At 70.7% G+C, this 24,852-nt stretch carries 23 protein-coding genes; 14 read left to right on the forward strand and 9 right to left on the reverse strand.

The window, feature by feature from the left end:
• Nucleotides 1-12: 12 nt before the first annotated feature.
• On the reverse strand, nucleotides 13-375 hold the full coding sequence (locus ACGFNV_RS05850) for a nuclear transport factor 2 family protein (protein ID WP_393619647.1): 363 nt from the start codon (nucleotides 373-375) through the stop codon (nucleotides 13-15).
• Between the two features lie 195 nt (nucleotides 376-570).
• Complete coding sequence (locus ACGFNV_RS05855) at nucleotides 571-2,325, reverse strand: ABC transporter ATP-binding protein (RefSeq protein ID WP_393619648.1); 1,755 nt, start codon at nucleotides 2,323-2,325, stop codon at nucleotides 571-573.
• Nucleotides 2,326-2,443: 118 nt separating this feature from the next.
• Between ACGFNV_RS05855 and ACGFNV_RS05860 the strand changes: the two genes are divergently transcribed.
• From ACGFNV_RS05860 to ACGFNV_RS05870, 3 genes are all read left to right on the forward strand, one after another.
• Nucleotides 2,444-3,532, forward strand: coding sequence for an S-(hydroxymethyl)mycothiol dehydrogenase (locus ACGFNV_RS05860; RefSeq protein WP_393619650.1), 1,089 nt, complete (start codon nucleotides 2,444-2,446; stop codon nucleotides 3,530-3,532).
• Nucleotides 3,532-4,161 (forward strand): MBL fold metallo-hydrolase, encoded by a 630-nt coding sequence (locus ACGFNV_RS05865; protein WP_393619651.1) that lies wholly within the window; start codon nucleotides 3,532-3,534, stop codon nucleotides 4,159-4,161. The genes ACGFNV_RS05860 and ACGFNV_RS05865 overlap by 1 nt, the downstream gene beginning before the upstream one ends.
• Before the next feature lie 138 nt (nucleotides 4,162-4,299).
• Entirely contained in the window at nucleotides 4,300-5,214 is a 915-nt protein-coding gene (locus tag ACGFNV_RS05870) for an SDR family oxidoreductase (RefSeq protein WP_393619653.1), read from the forward strand.
• Between the two features lie 68 nt (nucleotides 5,215-5,282).
• Here ACGFNV_RS05870 and ACGFNV_RS05875 read toward each other — a convergent pair whose 3' ends face one another.
• Nucleotides 5,283-6,674 (reverse strand): pyridoxal phosphate-dependent decarboxylase family protein, encoded by a 1,392-nt coding sequence (locus ACGFNV_RS05875; RefSeq protein WP_393619655.1) that lies wholly within the window; start codon nucleotides 6,672-6,674, stop codon nucleotides 5,283-5,285.
• Between the two features lie 75 nt (nucleotides 6,675-6,749).
• Between ACGFNV_RS05875 and ACGFNV_RS05880 the strand changes: the two genes are divergently transcribed.
• Together ACGFNV_RS05880 and ACGFNV_RS05885 are read left to right on the forward strand one after the other, a co-directional pair.
• A complete protein-coding gene (locus tag ACGFNV_RS05880; RefSeq protein WP_393619657.1) occupies nucleotides 6,750-8,126 on the forward strand; it encodes a PLP-dependent aminotransferase family protein in 1,377 nt (458 codons plus the stop codon).
• Between the two features lie 103 nt (nucleotides 8,127-8,229).
• The gene (locus tag ACGFNV_RS05885) at nucleotides 8,230-8,928 is read left to right on the forward strand and encodes a L,D-transpeptidase family protein (protein WP_393619658.1); all 699 of its coding nucleotides are present in this window, start codon (nucleotides 8,230-8,232) and stop codon (nucleotides 8,926-8,928) included.
• A gap of 40 nt (nucleotides 8,929-8,968) precedes the next feature.
• Here ACGFNV_RS05885 and ACGFNV_RS05890 read toward each other — a convergent pair whose 3' ends face one another.
• From ACGFNV_RS05890 to ACGFNV_RS05905, 4 genes are read right to left on the reverse strand one after another with little or no spacing between them, the layout of a single operon-like run.
• Entirely contained in the window at nucleotides 8,969-10,171 is a 1,203-nt protein-coding gene (locus ACGFNV_RS05890) for a Gfo/Idh/MocA family protein (protein WP_393620044.1), read from the reverse strand.
• Nucleotides 10,172-10,200: 29 nt separating this feature from the next.
• Complete coding sequence (locus tag ACGFNV_RS05895) at nucleotides 10,201-11,541, reverse strand: ABC transporter substrate-binding protein (protein WP_393619660.1); 1,341 nt, start codon at nucleotides 11,539-11,541, stop codon at nucleotides 10,201-10,203.
• Nucleotides 11,542-11,551: 10 nt separating this feature from the next.
• Entirely contained in the window at nucleotides 11,552-12,478 is a 927-nt protein-coding gene (locus tag ACGFNV_RS05900; RefSeq protein ID WP_393619661.1) for a carbohydrate ABC transporter permease, read from the reverse strand.
• A 16-nt stretch (nucleotides 12,479-12,494) separates the two neighbouring features.
• Nucleotides 12,495-13,463 (reverse strand): carbohydrate ABC transporter permease, encoded by a 969-nt coding sequence (locus tag ACGFNV_RS05905; protein WP_393619663.1) that lies wholly within the window; start codon nucleotides 13,461-13,463, stop codon nucleotides 12,495-12,497.
• 167 nt (nucleotides 13,464-13,630) lie between these two features.
• On the opposite strand from ACGFNV_RS05905, the gene ACGFNV_RS05910 reads away from it, so the two are divergent.
• The 3 genes from ACGFNV_RS05910 to ACGFNV_RS05920 all read left to right on the forward strand — a co-directional run bounded on the left by ACGFNV_RS05910 (nucleotide 13,631) and on the right by ACGFNV_RS05920 (nucleotide 15,994).
• The gene (locus ACGFNV_RS05910; RefSeq protein ID WP_393619665.1) at nucleotides 13,631-14,791 is read left to right on the forward strand and encodes an ROK family protein; all 1,161 of its coding nucleotides are present in this window, start codon (nucleotides 13,631-13,633) and stop codon (nucleotides 14,789-14,791) included.
• A 128-nt stretch (nucleotides 14,792-14,919) separates the two neighbouring features.
• Nucleotides 14,920-15,093, forward strand: coding sequence for a hypothetical protein (locus tag ACGFNV_RS05915; RefSeq protein WP_133925111.1), 174 nt, complete (start codon nucleotides 14,920-14,922; stop codon nucleotides 15,091-15,093).
• Nucleotides 15,094-15,154: 61 nt separating this feature from the next.
• Nucleotides 15,155-15,994, forward strand: coding sequence for an EamA family transporter (locus ACGFNV_RS05920; protein WP_393619667.1), 840 nt, complete (start codon nucleotides 15,155-15,157; stop codon nucleotides 15,992-15,994).
• A gap of 32 nt (nucleotides 15,995-16,026) precedes the next feature.
• Here the strand turns inward: ACGFNV_RS05920 and ACGFNV_RS05925 are convergent, their stop codons facing one another.
• Both ACGFNV_RS05925 and ACGFNV_RS05930 read right to left on the reverse strand, forming a co-directional pair.
• On the reverse strand, nucleotides 16,027-17,406 hold the full coding sequence (locus ACGFNV_RS05925) for a S1 family peptidase (RefSeq protein ID WP_393619669.1): 1,380 nt from the start codon (nucleotides 17,404-17,406) through the stop codon (nucleotides 16,027-16,029).
• Between the two features lie 110 nt (nucleotides 17,407-17,516).
• A complete protein-coding gene (locus ACGFNV_RS05930) occupies nucleotides 17,517-18,545 on the reverse strand; it encodes a hypothetical protein (protein ID WP_393619670.1) in 1,029 nt (342 codons plus the stop codon).
• Nucleotides 18,546-18,848: 303 nt separating this feature from the next.
• On the opposite strand from ACGFNV_RS05930, the gene ACGFNV_RS05935 reads away from it, so the two are divergent.
• The 6 genes from ACGFNV_RS05935 to ACGFNV_RS05960 all read left to right on the forward strand — a co-directional run bounded on the left by ACGFNV_RS05935 (nucleotide 18,849) and on the right by ACGFNV_RS05960 (nucleotide 24,787).
• Entirely contained in the window at nucleotides 18,849-20,180 is a 1,332-nt protein-coding gene (locus ACGFNV_RS05935) for an ABC transporter substrate-binding protein (RefSeq protein WP_393619672.1), read from the forward strand.
• Nucleotides 20,177-21,088, forward strand: a complete 912-nt coding sequence (locus tag ACGFNV_RS05940; protein ID WP_393619674.1) for a carbohydrate ABC transporter permease — start codon at nucleotides 20,177-20,179, stop codon at nucleotides 21,086-21,088. Before ACGFNV_RS05935 ends, ACGFNV_RS05940 begins: the two co-directional genes overlap by 4 nt.
• On the forward strand, nucleotides 21,085-22,023 hold the full coding sequence (locus ACGFNV_RS05945; protein WP_393619675.1) for a carbohydrate ABC transporter permease: 939 nt from the start codon (nucleotides 21,085-21,087) through the stop codon (nucleotides 22,021-22,023). The genes ACGFNV_RS05940 and ACGFNV_RS05945 overlap by 4 nt, the downstream gene beginning before the upstream one ends.
• 28 nt (nucleotides 22,024-22,051) lie before the next feature.
• On the forward strand, nucleotides 22,052-22,960 hold the full coding sequence (locus ACGFNV_RS05950; RefSeq protein WP_393619676.1) for a 5-dehydro-4-deoxyglucarate dehydratase: 909 nt from the start codon (nucleotides 22,052-22,054) through the stop codon (nucleotides 22,958-22,960).
• Entirely contained in the window at nucleotides 22,957-24,213 is a 1,257-nt protein-coding gene (locus ACGFNV_RS05955; RefSeq protein ID WP_393619677.1) for a glucarate dehydratase family protein, read from the forward strand. The genes ACGFNV_RS05950 and ACGFNV_RS05955 overlap by 4 nt, the downstream gene beginning before the upstream one ends.
• A gap of 190 nt (nucleotides 24,214-24,403) precedes the next feature.
• Nucleotides 24,404-24,787, forward strand: coding sequence for a PPOX class F420-dependent oxidoreductase (locus tag ACGFNV_RS05960; protein WP_393619679.1), 384 nt, complete (start codon nucleotides 24,404-24,406; stop codon nucleotides 24,785-24,787).
• Nucleotides 24,788-24,852 lie beyond the last annotated feature (65 nt).

Raw genomic sequence — 24,852 nt, forward strand, 5'->3', positions numbered from 1 at the left:
CGGTGTTCCTCCCTACTCGTCCCAGGCCTGGATCATGGTCTGCTCGACGATCTTGCCGTCCCGCAGGGTGACCATCGACTCGGCGAGGACCCGCACACCGTCCGAGTACTGACAGGACTCGCTGAAGGCGGCGCGGTCGCCCTGCACGATGCACTCCTCCAGCTTGTGCGACAGGTCGCGGCTGTAGACGTCGTTGAGCATTTCGCCGATCTCGCCGCGTCCGTGCAGGACACGGGGGCGGCTGGGCTGGGTGTTGCGGTCCACGATGTGCAGTTCCGCGTCGTCCGCGTAGAGCGACAGAAGCGTTTGCGCATCGCCTTCGAGGGCCCTGCGCAGGGTCTGGCGGTCGAAGGTGGAGCTTGCCGCTGTGCCCATGATGACCTCCTCGCAAGGCCCGCGGCCCGCGGGGACGACGGGCCGTCTCGGCCTCACCTTCGAGACTCCTCCGCCGCAACCGCCTCGGCAAGCGCAGCAGCCCGGCGCCCGCCACCCCTGTCCGCCGGGGTCACGGGCCTCGCCGCCCCTGGGCCGCGTCCACGAGCTGAACCGGTCACCCTACGCCCCGGACGCTCACTCCGCGGTGGCGAGGAACTGGGTGGCCGCCAGCTCCGCGTACAGCGGATCGCCGGTCACCAGCTCACGATGCGTCCCCACCGCGCGGACCCGGCCCGCGTCCATGACGACGATCCGGTCGGCCATCGTCACCGTGGACAGGCGGTGGGCGACGACCAGCACCGTCGTCGTACGGGCGACATCCGCGACCGTGTCGCGCAGCGCCGCCTCGTTCACCGCGTCCAACTGCGAGGTGGCCTCGTCGAGCAGCAGCAGCCGGGGCCGGCGCAGCAGGGCGCGGGCTATGGCCACGCGCTGCCGTTCGCCGCCCGACAGCTTGGTGCCGCGGTGCCCGACCAGCGTGTCGACCCCCTGCGGCAGCCGGGCGACCAGCCCGTCGAGGCGGGTCGTCTTCAGCACACGCGTGAGTGTGCCCTCGTCCGCCCCGGGGTTGCCGAGCAGCAGGTTGTCGCGCAGCGAGCCGGACAGCACGGGGGCGTCCTGCTCCACGTAGCCGATGGCGGCACGCAGCCGGTGCAGCTCCCAGTCGGTGACGTCCCGGCCGTCCAGCGTGATCGACCCCGCCTCGGGATCGTAGAACCGCTCGATGAGGGAGAACACGGTGGTCTTCCCCGCGCCGGACGGGCCGACGAACGCCGTCATACCGCGGGCCGGCACCTCGAACGTCACACCGTGGTGCACGTACGGCAGGTCGTCGGCGTACCGGAAACGCACGTCGGTGAAGGCGAGGGAGGCCGGAGGCGCGTCGGCCGACGGCAACTCGACGGCACCGGCCGGGGGTTCGGCGGGCAGGTTCAGCGCCTCCTGTATACGGGTGAGGGCCGCGGAGCCCGTCTGGTACTGGGTGATCGCGCCGACCACCTGCTGGATCGGCGACATGAGGTAGAAGACGTACAGCAGGAAGGCGACCAGCGTGCCGACGTCGATGGCGTCGGTCGCCACCCGCGCCCCGCCCACCGCGAGCACGGTGATGAAGGCGACCTGCATCGCCAGTCCCGCCGTGTTGCCCGCGGCCGCCGACCACTTGGCGGCGCTGACGCTCTGCCGCCACGACTCCTCGGCCGCGCCGTGCAGCGTCCGCTCCTCCCGGTGCTCGGCGCCGGACGCCTTCACCGTGCGCAGCGCGCCCAGCACCCGCTCCAGCGAGGCGCCCATCACGCCGACCGCGTCCTGCGCCCGCCGGCTCGCCCGGTTGATGCGCGGCACGATGAGACCGAGGATCACACCCGCGCCCGCGATCACGGCCAGGGTGACCCCGAGCAGCACGGGCTCCACGAGCCCCATCATCACCACCGTCGCGACGAGCGTGAGCCCGCCCGTGCCCAGACCCACCAGCGAGTCCGTGGTGACCTCGCGCAGGAGGGTCGTGTCGGAGGTGACGCGCGCCATCAGATCGCCCGGCTCGCTGCGGTCGACGGCCGTGATCCGCAGGCGCAGCAGGTACGACGACAACGCGCGCCGCGCGCCGAGCACCACCGACTCGGCGGTGCGCCGCAGCACGTACGAACCCAGCGCCCCCAGCGCCGCGTTGGCGACGACGAGACCCGACATGGTGAGCAGCGCAGCGGTGATGGCACGGTCGTGCCCCAGGTCGTCGATCAGGCCCCGCGCCACCAGCGGCAGCAGCAGCCCGGTGACCCCGGTGAGCAGGGAGAGCACCGCGCCCAGCAGCAGGGTCCATCGGTGCGGCCGTACATAGCCGAGCAGCAGTCGCCACGGGGGCGCGCCGGTCTCCGTCTCTGCGATGGTCACGGTGCTCCTTGGTCGAGGTACCGGCAAGGGTATGTCGTGGGCTCAGGCGCCGTTACTGATCAGTTACGTCTAGGGTCGGGAGGGAGAGGCAGAGCCGCCGTATGAAAGGGGCAGCACCATGGCGCAGGAAGTGCGCGGCGTGATCGCACCGGGGAAGGACGAACCGGTACGCGTCGAGACGATCGTGGTCCCGGACCCGGGGCCGGGCGAGGCCGTGGTGCGGATTCAGGCCTGCGGGGTCTGTCACACGGACCTGCACTACAAGCAGGGCGGGATCAACGACGAGTTCCCCTTTCTGCTCGGGCACGAGGCGGCCGGGGTGGTGGAGTCGGTCGGCGAGGGCGTCAGCGATGTCGCGCCGGGTGACTTCGTGGTCCTGAACTGGCGTGCGGTGTGCGGGCAGTGCCGGGCGTGTCTGCGCGGGCGGCCCTGGTACTGCTTCGACACGCACAACGCGAAGCAGAAGATGACGCTGGCCTCGACGGGCCAGGAGTTGTCCCCGGCGCTGGGGATCGGCGCGTTCGCGGAGAAGACGCTGGTCGCTGCCGGCCAGTGCACCAAGGTCGATCCGTCGGTGGCTCCGCAGGTGGCGGGGCTGCTGGGCTGCGGGGTGATGGCCGGTATCGGCGCGGCGATCAACACCGGCAACGTGGGCCGGGGTGACACCGTCGCGGTCATCGGCTGCGGTGGTGTCGGGGACGCGGCGATCGCGGGGTCGAACCTGGCGGGCGCGGCGCGGATCATCGCCGTCGACATCGACGACCGCAAGCTCGAGACCGCTCGCACGATGGGCGCCACCCACACGGTCAACTCGCGTGAGACGGACCCGGTGGAGGCGATCCGTGAGCTGACGGGCGGGTTCGGCGCGGACGTGGTGATCGAGGCGGTCGGCCGCCCGGAGACCTACCGGCAGGCCTTCTACGCCCGCGACCTGGCGGGCACCGTCGTCCTGGTCGGCGTACCGACCCCTGAGATGAAGCTCGAACTCCCGCTCCTGGACGTGTTCGGCCGCGGCGGCGCCCTGAAGTCGTCCTGGTACGGCGACTGTCTGCCCAGCCGGGACTTCCCGATGCTGATCGACCTGCATCTGCAGGGCCGCCTGGACCTGGGCGCGTTCGTGACCGAGACGATCCAGCTCGACGAGGTGGAGAAGGCGTTCGAGCGGATGCACCACGGGGACGTGCTGCGTTCGGTGGTGGTGCTGTGATGGCCGCGCGCATCGAACGCCTCGTCACCGCCGGGCAGTTCAGCCTCGACGGCGGCACCTGGGACGTGGAGAACAACGTGTGGATCGTGGGGGACGACCACGAGGTGATCGTGATCGACGCCGCCCACGACGCAGACGCGATCGTTGAGGCGGTCGGGGACCGGCGGCTGACCGCGATCGTGTGCACCCACGCCCACAACGACCACATCGACGCCGCCCCCGCCCTAGCCGACCGCACCGGGGCCACCATCTGGCTGCACCACGACGACCTGCCGCTGTGGAAGCAGACCCACCCCGACCGGGACCCCGACGCGTGGCTGCTCGACGGCCAGGTGATCGAGGCCGCCGGCGCCGACCTGCGGGTCCTGCACACCCCCGGCCACGCCCCCGGAGCGGTCTGCCTGTACGACCCCGGCCTGGGCACGGTGTTCACCGGCGACACCCTCTTCCAGGGCGGCCCCGGCGCCACCGGCCGCTCCTTCTCCCACTTCCCGACGATCATCGACTCGATCCGGGACCGCCTGCTCACCCTGCCGCCCGAGACGCAGGTCCTCACCGGCCACGGCGACTCCACCACCATCGGCGCCGAGGCCCCGCAGCTACAGGAGTGGATCGCCCGGGGACACTGACGGCGCAGGACACAGGCCGTCCGAGTGACTCCTCCGCACAAAGCGATTCCCGCGTAAAGGGCGACAGAAGATGTCCGGCTTTCCCGTCAGCCTCGAAGGCGACAGCACTCGGGAAACCAGGAGAACGGGAGGCCGGACATGTCAGGGCCACTGCAGGGCAGGGTCGCGCTCGTCGCCGGAGCGACACGGGGCGCCGGGCGGGGGATCGCGGTGGAACTCGGGGCGGCCGGGGCCACCGTGTACGTCACCGGACGCAGCACCCGGGAGCAGCGCTCCGAGTACGACCGCCCCGAGACCATCGAGGACACCGCCGACCTGGTCACCGAGGCCGGCGGTGCGGGCATCGCCGTCCCCACCGACCACCTCGATCCGGCGCAGGTCCGCGCCCTCGTCGACCGCGTCGCCCACGAGCAGGGCCGCCTCGACGTCCTCGTCAACGACATCTGGGGCGGTGAGAAGCTCTTCGAGTTCGACGTCCCCGTCTGGGAGCACGACCTCGACAACGGGCTCCGCCTGCTCCGGCTCGCGATCGACACCCACGCGATCACCAGCCACCACGCCCTGCCCCTGCTGCTGCGCCACCCCGGCGGCCTGGTGGTGGAGATGACCGACGGCACCGCCGAGTACAACCGCGGCACCTACCGCAACAACCTCTTCTACGACCTCGCCAAGACGTCCGTGCTGCGCATGGCCTTCTCCCTCGGTCACGAACTCGGCCCGCGCGGCGCCACCGCCGTCGCGCTCACCCCCGGCTGGCTGCGCTCGGAGATGATGCTGGAGCACTTCGGGGTGCGCGAGGAGAACTGGCGCGACGCCCTCGACCGCGTCCCGCACTTCGCCATCTCCGAGACGCCCCGCTACGTCGGTCGCGCCGTCGCCGCGCTCGCCGCCGACCCCGGCGTGGACCGCTTCAACGGCCGGTCCCTCTCCAGCGGCGGCCTCGCCCGTGAGTACGGCTTCACCGACCTCGACGGCAGCAGCCCGGACGCCTGGCGGTACCTCGTCGAGGTCCAGGACCCGGGGAAGCCTGCGGACACGACCGGGTACCGCTGAGGTCCGGTCCGCCGCGGGAAGACCGACATGGACGCACGGTGGCGCCCGGCCCGGGCGCCACCGCGGCGTCAGCGCACACGCGCCGCGGCCAAGGCCGTCAGGACCCGCTCCACGTCCGCCTCCGACGTCCGCCAGTTGCTGAACGCCGCCCGCAGCGCCGGGACCCCGCCGTACACCGTCGGCGTCAGGAACGTCTCGCCGGAGGAGGCGACCGTGCGGGCCAGGGCGTCCACGCGTTCCTCCGTCGGGTTCTCGGCGAGGGTGAAGCAGACGACGTTGAGGCGGACCGGCGCCAGCAGGCGCAGGCCGTCCAGCGCGGTCAGGTGCTCGCCGAGCCGCCCGGCGAGGGCGATGTTGCGCTCGACGATCTCGCGGTGGCCGGCCCTGCCGTACGCGACCAGGGAGAACCAGGCGGGCAGGGCGCGCAGTCGCCGGGAGTTCTCCGGGGTGAGGTGCAGGAAGTCGGGGTCGCCGGTGGGCAGGCCGAGGTAGGGCGAGGCGTTGTGGAAGACCCGTACCTGGAGGTCGCGGCGGCGGGTGAACTGGACGGCCGCGTCGTAGGGCACGTTGAGCCACTTGTGCAGGTCGACGCAGACCGAGTCCGCGGCGTCGAGCCCGTCGACGAGATGCGCGTACGCGGGGGAGAGCGCGGCGAAGCCACCGAACGCGGCGTCCACGTGCAGCCAGAAGTCGTACCGCTCCTTCAGGGCCGCGACCGCCCGCAGATCGTCGAAGTCGACCGTGTTCACCGTGCCCGCGTTCGCCACCACGATCGCCGGCCGCCCCTCCAGCGCGGCCAGGGCGTCCTCCAGCGCGGGCACGTCGACGGCCTCGCGGTTGCCGGGCAACACCGGCACACGGCGCAGCCGGTCCCGCCCGATGCCGAGCACGGACATCGCCTTGGTGATGCTGGAGTGCGGGCTGCCGGACAGCACGTCGACCGGGCCGAGGGCGGCGGCGCCCTCCCGCGAGACGTCCACACCGAGCCGCTCGCCCAGCCACTCGCGGGCGACCGCCAGGCCCACCGTGTTGGACACGGTCGCACCGGTCACGAACGCCCCGGAGTGCTCCTCGCCCAGGCCGAACAGCTCCCGCAGCCAGACCACCGTCTCCCGCTCCAGCGCGGCCGCCCACGACCCGCCCGAACCGGACACGTTCTGGTCGTAGGCGCTGGTCAGCCAGTCCCCGGCGACCGAGGCGGGTGTGGCGCCGCCCGTGACGAAGCCGAGGTAGCGCGGGCCCGCGGAACCGGAGAAGCCCGGCGCCCACCGCTCGGCGAACCGCGCGAGGGCGCCCTGCCCGCCGGATCCCTCGGCGGGCAGGGGGTCGCGGCCGGGCGCCTCGTCGAACCGGACCACGGTACGTTCCGCGAGGCCCGTCGCCTCACGGGCGGCCAGGTCACGGGCGGACTGAAGGAGTTCGGGAAGCCGGGACAGGTCGTCGGCGAGTGTGCGGTGCATGCCGGGAGCCTAGGCGAGTGCCCCCGGTCGGCACCTGGTCCAATAGAGAGGAACTGGACCAGAGAAAGTGGACCCATGGAAACAGGCTTCGCCGCCGCGCTCGGCGCCTGGCGCGACCGGAAGGCACCGCTGGCCCACGCCCTGTCCGCGGCCGTCCGCGAGGCGGTCGTCGACGGCCGCCTGCCCGCCGGGACCCGGCTGCCGTCCGAGCGGGAACTCGCCCGGACCCTGGGGCTCAGCCGGGGCACCGTCGTGACCGCCCTGACCCGGCTGCGGGACGACGGCTGGCTGCACACCCGGCACGGCAGCGGCAGCGTCGTACGCCTGCCCGCCCGTCTCACCGAACGCACCACCCCCTGGTCCCTCGACCGTGGCGGAGCGGGCGACGCCGACCTCGACCTCACCCTCGCCGTCACGGCCGCCCCGCACGACGCCTACCTCGCCGCCCTGGACCGCGCGGCCCGACGCAGCGCCGCCCTGCTCGTGGACTCCGGCGTCGCCACGGCGGGCCTGCCACGCCTGCGCGACCTCCTCGCCGACCGCTACACCCGCGCCGGCCTGCCGACGCGCCCGGAGCAGATCCTCGTCACCTCCGGCGCCCAGGCCGCGCTCACCCTGCTCGTCGACCACCTCCACACCGACCCCCGACGACCCGTCGCGGTGGAAAGCCCCACCTACCCCGGCGCCCTGGCCGTCCTGCGCGGCCGCCGCGCCCGCCTGCTCCCGATACCCGTGACGGCGACGGACGGCTGGGACACCGACCACCTCACGGCCGCGGTGCGCCGCCGCAACCCCCAACTCCTCTATCTGATCCCGGACTTCCAGAACCCCACCGGCGCCCACATGAGCGCGGCGACCCGTGCGGAGATCGCCCGCCTCCAGCTGCCCGTGATCGCCGACGAGACCATGCGCGACCTCGACCTCAGGACCCCGCCCGGCACCGAACCCCACCTGGCCGGACCCGGCGTGATCCAGATCGGTTCCGCCAGCAAGATCCTCTGGAGCGGCCTGCGCGTCGGCTGGATCCGGGCACGTGCCGACCTCGTACGCCACCTGCGACGCAACCCCCTCCAGCCCCAGCTCTCGCCGCCGCCCCTGGAACAGCTCATCGCCGCCGAGCTGCTGGGGGACGGACTCGACGCCGTGCTCGCCGACCGCCGCCGGCGCCTGCGTGCCCAGCGCGACCACCTCGCCGGGCTCCTCGACGGGACCGGGTGGACGTACACGATCCCCGGCGGCGGACTGTCGCTGTGGCTCCGCCTCGGCCCGACCCCGTCGGCCACGGAACTGGCGGCCCGGGCGGCCCGGCGCGGCCTCGCCCTGACACCGGGCCCGCTCTTCGCCGCCGACGGCGCCACGCTCACCCAGCACCTGCGCCTGCCGTTCACGGCGACCCCGGACGTCCTCACCCGAGCCGTCGCCCTCTTGCGCGCTTGCCTCACCGGACAGTAAGTTCACCGTTTCGTCACAGCCCGGACAGGATTACAACCGACATCCCCGTACACGGGTCTAGGTGCAAGAGACCGCAGCATTCACGGAGGACGAAGGGCCCGACATGGGGGACATACGCAGACGAAGTGCCGTCGCACTCGGCATCACCGGACTGGTCGCACCGCTCACCATCGCGCTGGGCGCCGCGCCCGCGCAGGCGGCCGGAAGCTGCACCACGCAGGCCGGCCCGTACCAGAAGCAGGTGGAGAAGTTCCTGGGGCGCCCGGTCGACGGCAGACAGTCGGCCGCCGACTGCACGGCGATCCGGGCATTCCAGAACAAGCACGGCATCACGCCGAACATCGGCTACGCGGGACCCGTCACCTGGGGCGTGATGGACCTCATGAACAAGCAGAAGGCCGTCGGCAACAACCCCAACCGGGACGGCAAGTGCCCGACGAACAAGGGTCGCATCGCCTGCGTCAACCTGACCCTCCAGCTGAGCTGGATCCAGGACGGCAGCAGGCTCGTCTACGGACCGGTGCCGGTGCGCACGGGCCGCGACAAGTACGAGACCCGCACCGGCCTCAAGAAGATCTACTGGCGGCACAAGGACCACGTGTCGAGCGTCTACCACGTGCCCATGCCGTACAGCCAGTTCTTCGACGGCGGGCAGGCCTTCCACTCGGTCGGCGTCAGCATGTGGAACCCGCCCGGTTCCCACGGCTGCGTCAATATGACGAAGACCGCCGCGAAGAAGTACTGGTCGCTGCTGAGGGTCAACGACGACGTCTTCGTGTACGGCCGCAAGCCGGGCACCTGATACCGCACAGGCGCCCGGCCCCCGCCTCACACCTAGGGCGTCACAGCTCGGGCGCGTCCCCGAAGTCCAGGATCTCCAGCCGTACCCCGCCCTGCCGAGCGGACTCGTGCGCGACGATGCCCGGCAGGGTGTAGCGGGCGGCGACCCACGCGTTCACCGACGGCAGGGTGCGGGTGTTGACCGCGGTCACGAAGTCGTCGACCAGGAAGTGATGGCTGCCCTCGTGCCCGTTGTGCAGGTGGTCGAACTCCCGCGGCAGCCGCGCCCGGTCGTGCACCGGCGCCGAACCGGACGTGAAGGCGGCCCGCAGGTCCGGCGCGATGTGCTGGAGTGACGGGTCGTCAGGAGCCATGCTCGGCTTGGGCTCGAGCAGCTCACTGATGTCCTGCACCCCCTTCTTGTCCTGCCACAGCGCCACCGTCGCGAGCTGCTCCATGCTCGCCTCCGTCCCGAAGAACCGGAAACGCGACTCGCGGATGTGGGACGGGTAGCCGACCCGCCGGAACTCGTTCGTACGGAACGAGCCGCCGCCCGCCACCTCGAACAGCGCGGTGGCGTTGGAGACATCGTTGCCGAACTGGCTGACCTCCTTGTCGAAGACACCGTCGCCCCGGTCGTCCTCGACCCCGATCGCCGACACGCTCACCGCGTGCGTCTGCCAGGCCCCCAGCACCCCGCCCACCGCGTGCGTCGGGTACAGCAGCGGCGGATAGCTGGCGGTCGCCTTCCAGTTCTCCCCGCCGCTGTACTGGTACGCCTCGTAGAACCCCAGGTCCATGTCGTGGACGTAGTCGCCCTCGGCGTAGAACAGCCGCCCGAAGGCGCCTTCGGCTATCTGGTTGCGGGCGTGCACGGTCGCCGGGTTGTACTGGCTGGTCTCGCCCATCATGTACGTCAGACCGGTCGCCTTGACCGCTTCGATGATCGCCGCGATCTCCTCGGCGGTGATCGCCATGGGGACCGCGGAGTACACGTGCTTGCCCGCGTTCAGGCCCTGGACGACCAGCGGGCCGTGCGTCCAGCGCTGCGTGAAGATCGCCACCGCGTCGACCGCGGGCGACTCCAGCATGGCCTCGTACGAGGGGAAGGTGCCGGCCAGCCCCTGGGCGGAGGCCAGCTGCTCGGCGCGTTCGGGCAGCAGATCGGTGACGTACACGTCGCTGACGCCGGGATGGGCCTGGAACAGCGTGGCGAACTGGCCGGAGAACTGGCCGGCGCCGACGATGCCGAGGGAGAACGTCATGGGGGGCGTGCCCTTCACTGGTCGGGTGATCACTGCGAGAGGATCAGGTTGATCTGGTCGTTGGTCTGGTCGAGGCTGCTCACGGACTTGCCGTTGCCGTAGATGTCCTGCATGGCGGGGTGCATCAGCGCGAACATGTCCGCCGCGTAGTTGGTGATCGGGAAGGAGAAGGTGGTGAAGTCCTTCTTGTCGGCGACCGGCTTGGTGAAGGCCGTGACGTCGATGCCCTTCTTCTTGTACGCGGCCACGGCGGCGTTCGTGCCGTCGGGCGTGGCCGGGAAGACGATGCCGTAACTCCCCACCGTCCTCTGGCACGCGTCGGACGCCAGGTACTTCACCCACTTCTTCGCGCCGGCCTTGTTGTGGGCGTTCTTGGTGATGGAGTCGGCGAGGCCGTTCATCATCGTGGCGCGCTTGCCGGTGGGGCCGACCGGGGTGAAGGCGGTTCCGACCTTCAGCCCCTTGGTGCCGTAGTACGTCGAGATCATCCAGGCGCCGTCGAAGGCGGTGGCGGCCTTGCCGGCGGCGACTTGCGCGTTGGCCGGGTTGGCGCCCGCGCTGTAGTCCGTGAGCGGGGCCAGGTAGCCCTTCTTCGCCAGTCCGAAGTACCACTTGATCACGGACTGGAAGGTCTTGCTGTCGTACTGGTACTTGGTGCCCCACCGCTTCTTGTCGGTGTAGTTCCAGCCCGCGGAGGCGGCGAAGTTGCTCCATGTCGTCTGGCCGTCGCCGTCCCCGCCGCCGCCGGTCGCGAGGCCGTACGTCTTCACGTGCTTCTTGTCGAAGCCCGGTTCGTCGCCGCGCCTGCCCTTGCTGTCGACGGTGAGGTGGGCGATGGCCTTCTCGAAGGTGCCGCCGTCCTTCGGGTTCCAGGAGAGGTCGTTGAGCTGCTCCGCGGTGAGACCGGCCGAATCGGCCAGCTTCTCGTTGTAGAAGAGGGCGACGGTGTCCCAGTCCTTCGGGGCTCCGTAGCGGTGTCCGTCCTGGCCCGTCCAGTTGGCGGCGAGCCCGGACTGGTAGGCCGAGTCGTCGATGCCCAGGTCGTCGAGGGGTTCGAGCACCTTGAGGTCGGCGAACTGGCCGAATTTCTGGATGTGGTCGGTGAAGACGTCCGGCTGGGTGCCCGCGATGAAGCTCGCGGTGAGCTTGGTCCAGTAGTCGTCCCAGCCAAGCTGCGTGATCTTCACCTTCAGGCCGGGGTTCTCCTTCTCGAAGTCCTTCGCGCAGGCCTGGTAGGCGGGCAGCTGGTTGGCGTCCCACAGCCAGTACGTCACCGTGCCGCCGCCCGCTGCTGTGCCGCCCTGGGCACACCCGGCCACGAGGGACAGCGCCAGCGCCCCGGTCATCGCTGCGACCGTACGAATTCGCATGCCAGTCCCCTTACTTGATGCCGGTGAAGCTGATGGTGCTGACGATGCGGCGCGCGAAGAAGCCGAAGAGCACCAGCATCGGGAGGGCGGCGATGAGCGTGGCCGCCATCAGGCCGGACCAGTCGTAGCCGGTCTGCGGGGTCTGTGCCCGGAAGATGGCCAGCGCCACGGTGAGCACCCGCGAACTGTCGCTGTAGGACACCATCAACGGCCAGAAGTAGTCGTTCCAGGCGGTGATGTACGTCAGGACGCCAAGGGTGAGCACCGGGGTGGATGCCATGGGCAGCATCACCCGGAAGAAGATCCGGATCTTCCCGGCGCCGTCGAGCAGCGCCGCCTCCTCGACCTCGCGGGGGACGTTCATGAAGAACTGCCGCAGGAAGAACACCGCGAACGGCGTCATGAACATCGTCGGCAAGGCGATGCCCAACAGGTTGTCCACCAGGCCGAGTTGCTTGATAAGTACGAAGTTCGGCAGCAGGGTGAAGATCGTGGGCACCATCAGCCCGGCCAGGAACAGGCCGAACACCTTGTCCCGGCCGCGCCACCTGAGCCGGGCGAAGGCGTAGGCGGCCATGGCGGAGAAGAAGATCTGGCAGACGGTGATCAGGGTGGACACGACCACGGAGTTGATCAGGTAGCGCCAGAACTTCAGCCCGCCGCCGGAGCCGCCCTGGGCGATGGCCTCCTTCGTCGACTGCAGCCCCAGGGCCCGTTCGAAGCCGCCGGCCGTCAGGTCGACGGGCAGCGGGTCGCCGGGGTGGGTGGCCAGCGCGGTGTTGGTGGACAGCGCGGTGCGCAGGATCCAGTAGAACGGCAGCAGGGTCACGAGGACGATCGCGGCCATCACCACCCAGGCCACGATTCGGCCGGGGGAGAGACGACGGCGTACGGGCCGTACGCCCGTCTGCGTTGTCGGGGCGGTCACAGCAGCCATGTCGACTCCTTCCGGGTCAGCCGAGGTCGCTCTGGCCGGCCCGGGTGAGCCGGTACTGCAGAATGGTGATCGCGCTCAGCACGACGAGCAGGGCCACGGACATCGCGGACGCGTAGCCGAACTGGAAGCGGCCGAAGGCCGATCCGTAGATGTAGTACTGGAGCACGTTGGTGGCGTTGGCCGGGCCGCCCTGGGTGGCGACGGCGACCGTGTCGAACACCTGGAACGAACCGATCACCGTCATGATCAGCACGACCGCGAGCACGGGTCGCAGCAGTGGCATCGTGATCCGCCAGAACATCCGCCACTCACTCGCGCCGTCCACCTTGGCCGCCTCGTACATGTCGTTCGGGATGGCCTGGAGACCGGCGAAGAGCAGCAGCGCGGTATAGCCCACGTGCCGCCACACGTTGATCAGTGCGATCGTCGGGATCGCCCAGGTCTCGTCGGCGAGGAACGGGATGCGGTCGAGGCCGAGCCCGGCGATGATCTCGTTGCCGATGCCGAGCTGGGTGTCGAGGATCCACAGCCAGACGATGCCGGCGACCACGTTCGACATCAGATACGGCGTGAGCACGATCCCGCGCAGCACCGCCGACTGGGTCAGCCGCTGGAGCAGGACGGCGATCGCGAGCGCGGACACCGTCTGCACCCCGATGTTGATCAGCACGTACTCGACGGTGACCGTCAGCGAGTCCCAGAAGATCGGGTCGTGCACCATCCGGACGTAGTTGTCCAGCCCCACCCACTCCGCGGGCGTCAGCAGGTTGAAGCGGGTGAAGCTGAGATAGATGCCGCGCAGGGTCGGCCAGAGGAGGAAGACCAGGAAGCCCAGCAAGGCGGGGGCGATGAAGACCGCGGCGAGCCGCCCGTCACCACCCTGCCCCGCCCGGGCGCCCGCCCGGCGCGTCCTCTGCTTGGTCCGTGCCTCCGTGACGCCGTCCAGGGGGAGACGTGACGGAGGGCTGCTGGAGGCGACGGTCATCGGGAGACTCCCTCGTCTGCGGCGGCTCGTCCTCGGCCACTTACTTTTGTGGCAAAAGAATCGAGGCGTCAAGGGTCGTGCGAACATCTTTGCCGGGCGGTTTCTTCGTGTCTAAAGTGAGCTGGTTACTTCCTTGACGAAAGAAATCGTGTGGGAGTCTGACCCTCATGACCACAGGTACCGCCAGTTGGCTGCCACTGAGCCCAGGGGAACGCTCGGTGGCGATCGAGGTGCTCGTCCACGGCCCCCTCTCGCGCACCGAGCTCGCTCGACGGCTGGACCTCTCGGCGGGCAGCCTCACCCGCCTCACCAAGCCGCTCATCGAGTCGGGGCTGCTCGTCGAGGTCCCCGAGGGAGGCACTCCGGCGGAGGCGCGCCAGGGGCGCCCGTCCCAGCCGCTGGCCGTCGTCGCCGAGTCCGGCTCCTTCATCGGGTTCAAGATCACCGAGGAGATGGTGTACGGCGTCGTCACCACCCTCCGCAGCGACATCGTCGCCCGGCACGACCGCCCCCTCACCACCCACGACCCGGACGCGGTCGTCGAGGTGCTGGGAGAGATGGCGCGGGAGCTGGCCGGGACCCACCCCAGGCTCGCCGGTATCGGCATCGGTGTGGGCGGCCTCGTCGAGGACCGGGCCGTGGTCGCCGAGTCGCCCTTCCTCCAGTGGCGGGACGTGCCGCTCGCCGCGCTCGTCGAGGAGCGCACGGGGCTGCCTGTGGTCGTCGAGAACGACGTCGCCGCCCTGGTCGAGTCCGAGACCTGGTTCGGCGCCGGCCGCGGCCTCGACCGCTTCGTGGTCCTCACCATCGGCGCCGGCATCGGCTACGGGCTGGTGCTGGGCGGCAAGCGGGTGTCCTGCGCCGAGGAGGACCGCGGCTTCGGCCGCCACTGGATCCTCGACCCCAACGGCCCGCTCACCCCCGACGGAGAACGCGGCAGCGCCGTCTCGCTGCTGACCATCCCCAACATCCGCTACCAGGTCCAGGCCGCCACCGGCCGCGACCGCACCTACGAGGAGATCCTCGCCCTCGCCGCCGCGGGGGAGCCCATGCCGGCCCGGGTGGTCGAGGAGGCGGGCCGCGCCCTGGGCACGCTGGTGGCGCAGATCGCCAACTTCGCGATGCCACAGAAGATCCTCCTCGCCGGAGAGGGGGTCGGCCTGATGGACGTCTCCGGCGAAGTGGTGCGGGACACCATCCGCTCCCACCGCCATCCCCTGGCCGCTCCCGTCGAGTTGGAGACGAAGGTGTCCGACTTCCACGACTGGGCGCGCGGGGCCGCCGTCCTGGCGATTCAGGTGCTGGTGCTGGGGGCGGCGGAGGCCTGAGCTGCGGCGATGATGAACGGGATGGCGGGGGTTGACAGTTGGACGTGATCAGTAACACGGTCTGATATGTCCGTATCAATGGCCTTTACTCACGCGGCCTTCACTACGGCCCCCGTAAGATTCACACCATGTCCACCACTGTTGAACCCGTCTCCGATCGATCGGCTGCCGAGGTCAACGAGGAGATCCGGGCCCTGTGGCTCCGGTCGGGCGGGACACTGACCGGCGAGCAGCGCGAGGAGTATCAGCGCCTCGTCCTGGAGTGGGCCGCCGCGGCCCCTCATCCGGTGACGGCGGCCTGACAGCCGCCCTGCCGGAAGCGCCGCCCGCATCGGAGCGCCGTCCCTGGGCACCGCGTAGCGGATGGGTGCCCTCCTCGCACTGACCTCGGCCGTCGTCCACGGCATCGTCGACTTCGCCGGCGGACTCCTGTCCCGCCGAGCCCACTTCACGACCGTCACTGTCATCGGCCAGGTGGGCGGGCTCGTGCTTGCCTCCCTCGCCGCACTTCTCATACCCGCCGAGGCCGTCCGCCCCGGCGATCTGCTGTGGGGCGCCTTGTCGGGCATCGGCAGCGGAGCGGCGATGCACTTCCTCAACCGTGGCCTCAGCCACGGCGCGATGAGCGTGGTCGTGCCCGTGAGCGCCGTCACCTCCGTCGCGCTGTCCGTGCTGTGCGGGGTGGCTCTCGGCGACCGCCCCGGAAGCCTCGCGTGGACCGGCATCGCCCTCACGGTGCCCGCGCTGTGGCTGGTCGCCGGCGGCCGGGCGGGGGAGGGCGGCGGCGGTCGGGCCGGGGAAGGCGGCGGCACGCGGGACGGTCTGCTCGCCGGCCTCGGGGTCGCCGCGCAGTACCTGGCCCTCGCCCCGGCCGACCCGGCCGCGGGGCTGTGGCCGCTGGCGGCGGGACGAGCCGCCGCCGTACTCGTGCTGCTGCCGACCGCCGCGCGTCACGCCCGCCGCACCACGGCGGCACTGAGCGCGGGGGCGGTGGCGGTCGGAGCGGGGGCGGCGCTCGGCCTCACACTGTTCCAACTCGCCTCTCAACAGCAGATGTTGGCGGTCGCGGTCGTGCTCGCTTCCCTTTATCCGGCTCTCCCCGTGATCCTCGGACTGGTCCTGCTGCACGAACGGGTCACCCGGGGGCAGACCCTGGGGTTGCTGGGCGCGGCGGTGGCCACGGTGCTGCTGACCTTGGGATAAGGGTGAGGGCGCGGGGACGGGTGTCGCGGAGATCAGCTCCAGGTCGCCGAGTAGCGACGGCGGTAGGCGTTGCGGTCCTTCTCCGCGCGGATGAAGCGGGTGGCGGCCAGCGCGACCAGGCTGCCCGCGATGACCAGCAGGCCGGGGCCCACGTTGCGGGGATCCATGATCCGGGCCGCGAGGGACTCACCCACGCCGCCCGTCACCGGAGCCGTCGAACCCGGTGAGGCCGCGCCCGGGGCGATCGCGCTCTGCGTGGCCGAGGCGGACGGCGCCGGAACACCGGAGGGCGCGGCGCCCTGCCCGCCGGCCGGCGCCGACACGATCAGCTTGACCCGCAGCGCGTCCAGCGCCTTCGTCACCGGCTGGAAGAACGTCGTACCGCCCGTCTTGCAGTCGCCGCTGCCGCCCGAGGTGATCCCGAGCGCGATGCCCTCCGAGAACATCGGCCCGCCGCTGTCCCCGGGTTCGGCGCACACGTTCGTCTCGATGAGCCCGCTGACGGTGCCCTCCGGATAGTTCACGGTCGCGTTGAGCCCGGTCACCTGGCCGTCGCGGAGCCCGCTCGTGCTGCCGCTGCGGAACACCCGCTGTCCCACGGCCGGATCGCTCGCGCCGGTGATCCGGATGCCCTTGCCGTTGCCGATGGACACGACGTCGGCGCCGTTGCCGGCCTTGCCGTCGTTGTACTGGACGAGGGAGAAGTCGTCTCGGGGAAAGCTGCCGCCGACCGTCTTGCCCAGCTGCTGGTTGCCCCGGTTGTCCGCGAACCAGATCGAGCCGGTGGGGCCGCAGTGCCCGGCCGTGAGGATGTAGTCGCTCTGGCCGTCCGTCACGTTGAAGCCCGCCGAACAGCGACCGCCGGTGGACAGGATGGGCTCGGCACCGTTGAGGCGGGTCGTGAAGGTGCCCTCCTTGCGCTCCATCCGGACGAAGCTGCCGATGCCGGCCGCGACCTGCGTCATCTTCGACCAGTCGGCCGAGGAGACGGTGGTGTCGCCCTGCACCACGATCTGGTTGGTCTTGTAGTCCATCACCCACGCCGTGCCTGGCACCCGCGGCGCCGAACGCAACGTCGCCGCGGCCGCCTTGAGCTCGTTCATGCTGTGCCCCACGACCTTGGCCCGAGCCCCCGCCCGCTGGACCTCCGCGGCCGTCTCCTCGTCGGTGACGGCGACGACCGGCCGCCCCTCGGCGTCGACCCAACTGCCCGCCGTACGGGAGGTGCCGAGCCGGGACACCAACTCCGCGCCGGTGCTCCCCGCCGTCTGCGCGGAACTGAACGGGACGGCGGGGACGCCGGGCGTCTCACTCGCCATGGCCTGCGTGACCATCAATCCCCCGAGGAGAAGTCCGCCGACGGCCGCCAGCCGTGTCACTCGCCGGACGGTCCGTCGTCGTACGTGCCTCATGCATGGCTCCCGAACCCGAATGTGCGGTGCCAACACCGCGAGGCCCTCCGGTCGTTGAGCGCCCTTCTTTTCATACGGGCCCGAGGTCCGCCGTGTTCACCGATCGACGATCATGCCGTCATCTCCGTCGAGACCCCCATGCCCTCGCCCGTCGGGCCGAGCCGTGCCCAGCTGTGGACGTCGCCCCAGACGGACGTCGCACCGACGTACGGGCGCAGCAGGGCGGTGAGGACCGGGTCGCCCTGGTCGTTCAGTTCGTCGGAGGCGATCTTGCGGGCGATGCCGGCGAGGAAGTCGGCCAGCTGCACCCGTGGATCCTCCCGGGCGACGACGAGCCGGAACCCGGCCAGGCGGACGCCGCGCAGGCGGGCCGTCTCCTCGATCCAGGCGATGCGGTCCGGCGTCAGCATGTTCTGCCGGTCGTGCACGAGGACCACCGGCCGGCCGCCGGCGCTCCAGTGCGCGGCCGTGCGGACGACGGCGGGGAGCAGCGGATTGAGGACGGGAATCAGCGGGCCCGGTTTGTTCGTGACGCGCGCGCGATAGGAAACCGCCCGGGAGCGGGCCTCGGCGAGCTGTTCCAGAATGACCGCCGCGCGGGAGCCGGAATACGCGCGCACCAAGGATTCCACCGTGCGGAAGAACGCCTCGACGGGGGCGCCGGGATCGCCGTCGTAGCGCACCCGCAGCATTTGGTTGGCGGCTTCGAGGAAGTCCCGCCACCGCTCGTCCCCGAAGGTGCGCGGCCCCTCCCGGTACAGCGCCACGGCCTGCGCCTCGTCGCCCAGCAGCAGTTCGACCGCCCGGTCGACGACGTAGAACGCCTTCTCCGTGAGGTGCACATGGGCGTGGCCGTGCAGGGGGCCGGGCGGCGAGAGCAGCCATTCCAGCACCGCGCGGTGTTTCTCCCGCAGGAGATGGTTCGCCTTGTACTCCTCGGCGGGGGAGCGGATGCGGTCCCGTATCTCCCGCAATTGCGCGGCGGCGAATTCCGTGGGCAGCCGCACACTCGCGTGCGCGAACACATCCGTGTTCCCGCCGGTGAGGTTCTCGCCGTCCGACCCCGACTCGTCACAGGCGACTTCCAGCACCGCGCTCGCGCCCGCCGCACCCGTCCCGTTCACACGCTTCCAGGTCACACCACGGCCCCCTGTCCTGTGCTCACGACCAGCATCCCGCACGGGGGCCCGGGCGGACCGGGTATTTAAGGCCGCGCACCGGATCCCGACCGCTTCCGAAGCTGCTCGCACGCCCCGGTGGACGCCTTCAGGACGACGTCGGCGGCCGCGCCGGGCGGGCCGTTCGTGGGGGTCCCGTCGGGAACGTGTGGCCTCCGCGCAATCTTCCGGCCATGTATTGACATGCGGCTGAAACCGTTCGTAGCTTGGGCGCCTCGATTTAGATTCGTGAAGAGAGTTCACGGATATGAACGGAGTGAGTCCATGGGGCATCGCCGACGACGTCGCCGCCTGGTCGCCACGCTCGCCGTCACGGGGCTGATGTTCGGAGCGGCCGCGTGCGGCTCCGGTTCCGGCAGTGCGGGCAGCAGCGACCCGAACACCCTGGAGGTCTGGACCCGGAGCAATCCGGACTCCGCAGCCACCTACGACCGCGTGTTCGCCGCCTTCACCAAGAAGACCGGCATCAAGATCGACTACCAGCCGGTCATCAACTTCGACCAGCAGCTCCAGAGCCGGGCGTCCGTCAAGGACCTCCCCGATGTCATGATCAACGACACGGCGCTGATGGGGAGTTACCAGGGCCAGGGCCTGCTGAAGCCGATCGACCCCGCCGCGATCGCCGGCCATGACCAGATCGACGCCAAGACCTGGGCCTCCACCGTCGGCCTCGACGGCAAGCACTACGGCATCCCGTACTCCCGCCAGGCCATGACCCTGATGGTCCGCAAGGACTGGCGCGAGAAGCTCGGCCTGCCACAGCCGAAGACCTGGCAGGACATGCTCACCCTCGCCAAGGCCTTCGCCACCCGCGACCCCGACGGCGACGGCAAGAAGGACACCTACGGCATGGTCGTGCCGGGCAGCGCCCAGAACGGCTACGCCGCCTGGTGGGGCGCCAGCTACCTCTGGCAGGGCGGCGCCCGCATCATCGAGCGCACCCCCGGCGGCGGCTACAAGCCCGTCATGGACTCACCGGCCGCCGTGCGCACCGTGACCTGGATGAAGAACAACCTGTTCTGTGGTGACAACGGTGTCATCCAGCCCGGCGCCCTGACCGCCGTCACCGGCACCGCGACCAACTTCCAGGACGGCAACGCCGGCATGTACCTCACCGGCCCCTACAACATGACGACCTTCGACCAGGCGCTCGGCAAGGACAAGTACGAGGTCCTGCCCGCCCCGGCGGGCCCGGCGGGCAACCAGGTCCTAGCCGACGGAGAGAACGTCTACTTCGGTGCCCGCACCGGCAAGACCCGGCAGGAACAGGCCCTCGGCGCCTTCCTCGTCTCACCCGAGGGTCAGCGCCTCGCCATGACCGGCGGCGAACACCAGCCCGTCGTCCGCATCCCCGTCAACACCACGCTCGACGCGGCGAAGGTCCGCGACGACCCGCGCTGGAGCGTGGTGCAGAAGGCCTACGTGACCGCCTCCGCGCAGTTCCCCAACGCACCCGACTTCGCCCCCGTCAAGCAGGACACCGCCGACGCCCTGAACGCGCTGTTCACCTACTGCGGCAGCGACGTCCGCTCCGGCCTCAAGGAACTCAACGACACCCTCGCCGGCGACCTCAAGGACCAGGACCTGTTGAAATGACCGCCACCGTGACCACCCCCGGGGCACGCAGAACTCGGGTCCTCAGCAAGAAGGCCGTACTGCCCTGGGTCTTCCTCGCCCCCGGACTGCTGCTCGCCCTCGTCTTCAAGTTCCTGCCCATGGGCAAGGGCGTCTGGCTCAGCTTCTTCAAGGTCCGGCCCTTCCTCGGCGACAAGTGGGTCGGCCTGGACAACTACACCCGGGTCCTGACCGACCACCGCTTCCTCGACGCCATCGGCCACACCCTCCTCCTCGGCATCGGCCAGTCCCTCGGCGCCATCGTCGTCGGCTTCCTGCTCGCCCTGCTGCTGGAGGGCCAGGCCCGCACCCTGAAGATCGTCCGCACCGCCGTCTTCCTGCCCGTCGTCACCGCCACCGCCGTGGTCGGCGAGCTGTGGCGGCTGCTGTACTACCCGACCTCCGACGGCCTGATCAACCACGCCCTCGGCTTCCTCGGCCTCGGGCCCGTGCAGTACCTCGACAACCCCAACACCGCGCTGTGGGCGACGATGGTGATGAGCATCTGGATGCTCGCCCCGTACAACATGGTCATCATCCTCGCCGGACTGGCGGGCGTGGACCGGACGTTGTACGAGGCCGCCGCGATGGACGGCGTCTCGCTCTGGCAGCGGCTGCGGTACATCACCCTGCCCGCCATCCGCCCCGCCCTCGGCATCGTCCTCACCCTCGCCGCCATCCGCGGCCTGCGGGTCTTCACCGAGGTCTACGTCCTCACCGGCGGCGGCCCGGCCGGCTCCACCGAGGTGTGGATGACCCGCGCCTACACCCTGGGCTTCACCCGCAACGACATCGGCGGCGCCTCCGCGGCCTCCGTGGTGCTGCTCTGCGTGACGCTCCTGCTGACCGTGACGGTCAACTACTTCCGCAAGAGGGGAGACATGCGATGACAGCACCGACCATCGTTCAAGCACCCGTACCCGCGGCCCCGGTGGAGAAGGCGACGGAAGACCGTCGCACCACGCCCGCCCGTTTCGACACCGCCCTCGGCTGGAGCGACCGGCCCGGCGTCTCCTGGGCCCTGCGGATCCTGCTCTGCGCGATCGCCCTCGGCATCTTCGCCGCGCCCTTCCTGACCATCGTCTCCGGCGCCTTCACCACCCACGCCAGCGGCTCCTCGCTGTCCTTCCTGCCGCACGACAGCACCCTGCAGAACTTCAAGGTGGCGGGGGAGCGCGGCATCTGGGACTACTTCACCAACTCCCTGGTCATCGCCGGCGGCGCGCTGTTGCTCCAGCTCGCGGTGTCCGTGCTCGCCGCGTACGCGCTGGCCCGGCACCGGTTCCGCGGCCAGGCCCTGGTCCTGACCCTGTTCATGCTCACGATGATGCTCCCCGAGGAGGTCATCGCCATCCCGCTGTCCCTGGTCCTCGGCCACGTCCCCGTGGTCGGTGTGGACCTCAAGGGCACCGCGTGGGGCGTGATCCTGCCGCTCGGCGCCTGGGGATTCTCGGTGATGCTGCTGACCGAGTTCATGAAGGACATCCCCACCGAGATCGAGGAGGCCGCCCGCCTCGACGGCGTCGGCGAGTTCCGGATGCTGTGGCAGGTCGTCCTGCCGCTGTGCAAGCCGGCCCTCGGCGTGGCCGGCGTCCTCGGCTTCGTGATGATCTGGGACCAGTACCTGCTGCCGTTGATCGCCGCGAAGGACCCCACCGACTACACGGTCACCGTCGCCCTGTCCATCCTGCGCACCGACCCCGAGGTCGGCTCCGGAGTGGTCCTCGCCGGCGCGGTCATCGCCCTCGTCCCCAGCCTGATCGTCTACCTGCTCCTCCAGCGCTCGCTGGTCACCGGCATCGCCGCCGGTGCCACGAAGGGCTGACCCTCACACCCCCAGTTACGAGGGAGACATGAAGTTCCAAGGAGTGCTGTTCTTCCCGGTCACGCCGTTCGCCGCGGACGGCTCACTGGACGAGGAACGGCTCGCCCAGCACATCGAGTCGGGTGTCTCGGCCGGAGCGGGCGGCGTGTTCGTCGCCTGCGGGACCGGCGAGTTCCACGCCCTGACACCCGAGGAGATCGAACGGGCCACGCGCATCGCCGTGCAGACGACCGCCGGGCGCGTGCCCGTCCTGGCGGCCGCCGGCGGCCCGGTCCCCGTCGCCCGCGACCAGGCCGTCCGGGTTTCCCGCGCCGGAGCCGACGGCATCCTGCTGCTGCCGCCGTACCTGGTGACCGCACCCCAGCAGGGTCTGGTGCGCTACGTCGAGGAGGTCACCGCCGCCACCGACCTCCCCGTCGTCTTCTACCAGCGCTCCACCGCCCGTCTCACCGAGACCACGGCCGCCGCGATCGCCGCCCTGCCCCACGTCGTCGGCCTCAAGGACGGCATCGGCGACATCGAGCGCATGCACCGCGTCGTCCGCGCGGTCCGCGCCGTGCCGGGCACCGAGGGCTTCCAGTTCTTCAACGGCCTGCCCACCGCCGAGATGACCGCGCCCGCCTACCAGGGCATCGGCGTCGGCCTCTACTCCTCCGCCGTCTTCGCGTTCGCCCCCGAGATCGCCCTGGCCTTCCACCGGGCGCTCGCCGAGGGCGACGAGACGCAGGTGACGACCCTCCTCGACGAGTTCTACGGTCCTCTCGTCGAGCTCCGCGACGAGGTACCCGGATACGCCGTGTCCCTCATCAAGGCCGGCGTGACGATCCGCGGCCTGGACGTGGGCGGCGTACGGGCGCCCCTGCTCGACCCCACGCCGGAACACCTCGCCCGGCTCGCGAAACTCATCGACCGCGGTCTGGAGGTGGTCGGCGCATGAGCACCTCCGCCACCCGCATCCGGGAACTGATCGTCACCCCCATCGCCTTCTCCGACCCGCCGCTCCTCAACTCCAACGGCGTTCACGAGCCCCTCGCGCTGCGTATCGTCCTCCAACTCGTCCTGGAGGACGGCACGGTGGGCCTCGGCGAGTCGCCCGGCGGCGAGGCGCGCCTGGAACGGCTGCTGACCGCGGCCAGGACGGTCGTCGGCATGGACGTCTTCGACACCACGGCCGTCGGCGCCGCGATCGACGCCGTCCTGCTGCCCACCGTGCCCAGCTCCCACGAACGCGGCTGGACCACCTCGGCCGTGGAGGTCGCCTGCCTCGACGCCCAGGGCAAGCTGCTCGGCCGCCCGGTCAGCGACCTGCTCGGCGGCACCGTCCGCGACTCCGTGCCGTTCGCCGCGTACCTCTTCTACAAGTGGGCCGAACACCCCGCCCTCGACGGCCGCCCCGCCATCGGCGACGACTGGGGCGAGGCCCTGGACCCGGCCGGGATCGTGGAACAGGCCCGGCTGATGCAACAGCGGTACGGCTTCCAGTCGTTCAAGCTCAAGGGCGGGGTCTTCCCGCCGGACGAGGAGATCGCCGCGATCAAGGCGCTCGCGGAGGCGTTCCCCGGCCGGCCGCTGCGCCTGGACCCCAACGTGGCCTGGACGGTGGGGACCTCGGCATACGTGGCCCGTGAACTGGACGGCGTACTGGAGTACTTGGAGGACCCGACCAAGGGCATCGAGGGCATGGCCGAGGTGGCGAAGGAGTCACCGCTGCCGCTGGCCACGAACATGTGCGTGATCGCCTGGGAGCACCTGAAACCCGCGATCGAGCAGAACGCGATCCAGGTGCTCCTCACCGACCACCACTACTGGGGCGGGCTGCGCCGCACCCGTGAACTGGCCGCCGTCTGCGAGGCGTTCGGGATCGCGCTGTCCATGCACTCCAACTCCCACCTGGGCATCAGCCTCGCCGCGATGACCCATGTCGCCGCGGCCATCCCGAACCTCGACCACTCCTGCGACACCCACTACCCGTGGAACTCGGCCGACGACGTGATCGTCCCCGGCGTCCTGGAACTGCGCGACGGCGAGGTGAAGGTCCCCACCGGACCCGGTCTCGGCGTCGAGCTCGACCGCGACGCCCTGGAGCGACTCCACCGCCGCTACCTCGACTCCGGGATGCGCGGCCGCGACGACACCGGCTACATGCGGCGGATCCAGCCCGACTTCGAACGGAGGCTGCCTCGCTGGTGAGGGGTGCGGTGCCTAAGGGCTGTCCCGTGACCCCTGGTGGATCAGCGTGCGGCGTCAGATGCGGTGCATCGCAAGGCGGAGGGACGTCCGCATACTGGATGTATGCGGACGTTCCGACAACGCGGCGAGGTGCCGTAGCTGGCGTCGCGCGCCCGCCAGGGGTCACGGGACAGCCCTTAGACTGCCCGGTATGGACGACACCTCGCTCGACCGGCTCGCGGCGGGCAAGTACCTGCTGGTCACCAGCTATCGGAAGAACGGCACGGGCGTGCCCACCCCGGTGTGGGTGGTGCGCGACGGGGACGCCCTGGGCGTCTGGACGGCCGCGGACTCCTGGAAGGTGAAGCGGATCCGGGCCCGCGGCGACGTCCTCGTCGGGCCCTGCGACGTGCGGGGCAGGCCGACCGGGGAACAGGTCCCGGCCACCGCCGAGATCTGCGACGCGGCCACCACCGCCCACTACCGCACGCTGGTCGCCCGCAAGTACGGCATCCTCGGCCGGCTGACGCTCCTCGGCAGCCGGCTGCGCCGGGGCACCGAGGGGACCGTGGGCATCCGCGTCCGGCTGACCTGAGAGGCGTGCGGCTGACATGACAGAGGGGCACGGACCCGGCGGTCCGTGCCCCCCGTTCCGCGGCT

The organism is Streptomyces sp. NPDC048751, assembly GCF_043198595.1.
Lineage (GTDB): Bacteria > Actinomycetota > Actinomycetes > Streptomycetales > Streptomycetaceae > Streptomyces.

Excerpts from the sequence above, each read along its gene's own strand:
- ACGFNV_RS05850 (WP_393619647.1), bottom strand. The coding sequence starts at position 375 with ATGGGCACAGCGGCAAGCTCCACCTTCGACCGCCAGACCCTGCGCAGG.
- ACGFNV_RS05860 (WP_393619650.1), top strand. The coding sequence starts at position 2,444 with ATGGCGCAGGAAGTGCGCGGCGTGATCGCACCGGGGAAGGACGAACCG.
- ACGFNV_RS05865 (WP_393619651.1), top strand. The coding sequence starts at position 3,532 with ATGGCCGCGCGCATCGAACGCCTCGTCACCGCCGGGCAGTTCAGCCTC.
- ACGFNV_RS05870 (WP_393619653.1), top strand. The coding sequence starts at position 4,300 with ATGTCAGGGCCACTGCAGGGCAGGGTCGCGCTCGTCGCCGGAGCGACA.
- ACGFNV_RS05875 (WP_393619655.1), bottom strand. The coding sequence starts at position 6,674 with ATGCACCGCACACTCGCCGACGACCTGTCCCGGCTTCCCGAACTCCTT.
- ACGFNV_RS05880 (WP_393619657.1), top strand. The coding sequence starts at position 6,750 with ATGGAAACAGGCTTCGCCGCCGCGCTCGGCGCCTGGCGCGACCGGAAG.
- ACGFNV_RS05885 (WP_393619658.1), top strand. The coding sequence starts at position 8,230 with ATGGGGGACATACGCAGACGAAGTGCCGTCGCACTCGGCATCACCGGA.
- ACGFNV_RS05890 (WP_393620044.1), bottom strand. The coding sequence starts at position 10,171 with ATGACGTTCTCCCTCGGCATCGTCGGCGCCGGCCAGTTCTCCGGCCAG.
- ACGFNV_RS05895 (WP_393619660.1), bottom strand. The coding sequence starts at position 11,541 with ATGCGAATTCGTACGGTCGCAGCGATGACCGGGGCGCTGGCGCTGTCC.
- ACGFNV_RS05900 (WP_393619661.1), bottom strand. The coding sequence starts at position 12,478 with ATGGCTGCTGTGACCGCCCCGACAACGCAGACGGGCGTACGGCCCGTA.
- ACGFNV_RS05905 (WP_393619663.1), bottom strand. The coding sequence starts at position 13,463 with ATGACCGTCGCCTCCAGCAGCCCTCCGTCACGTCTCCCCCTGGACGGC.
- ACGFNV_RS05910 (WP_393619665.1), top strand. The coding sequence starts at position 13,631 with ATGACCACAGGTACCGCCAGTTGGCTGCCACTGAGCCCAGGGGAACGC.
- ACGFNV_RS05915 (WP_133925111.1), top strand. The coding sequence starts at position 14,920 with ATGTCCACCACTGTTGAACCCGTCTCCGATCGATCGGCTGCCGAGGTC.
- ACGFNV_RS05920 (WP_393619667.1), top strand. The coding sequence starts at position 15,155 with ATGGGTGCCCTCCTCGCACTGACCTCGGCCGTCGTCCACGGCATCGTC.
- ACGFNV_RS05925 (WP_393619669.1), bottom strand. The coding sequence starts at position 17,406 with ATGAGGCACGTACGACGACGGACCGTCCGGCGAGTGACACGGCTGGCG.
- ACGFNV_RS05935 (WP_393619672.1), top strand. The coding sequence starts at position 18,849 with ATGGGGCATCGCCGACGACGTCGCCGCCTGGTCGCCACGCTCGCCGTC.
- ACGFNV_RS05940 (WP_393619674.1), top strand. The coding sequence starts at position 20,177 with ATGACCGCCACCGTGACCACCCCCGGGGCACGCAGAACTCGGGTCCTC.
- ACGFNV_RS05945 (WP_393619675.1), top strand. The coding sequence starts at position 21,085 with ATGACAGCACCGACCATCGTTCAAGCACCCGTACCCGCGGCCCCGGTG.
- ACGFNV_RS05950 (WP_393619676.1), top strand. The coding sequence starts at position 22,052 with ATGAAGTTCCAAGGAGTGCTGTTCTTCCCGGTCACGCCGTTCGCCGCG.
- ACGFNV_RS05955 (WP_393619677.1), top strand. The coding sequence starts at position 22,957 with ATGAGCACCTCCGCCACCCGCATCCGGGAACTGATCGTCACCCCCATC.
- ACGFNV_RS05960 (WP_393619679.1), top strand. The coding sequence starts at position 24,404 with ATGGACGACACCTCGCTCGACCGGCTCGCGGCGGGCAAGTACCTGCTG.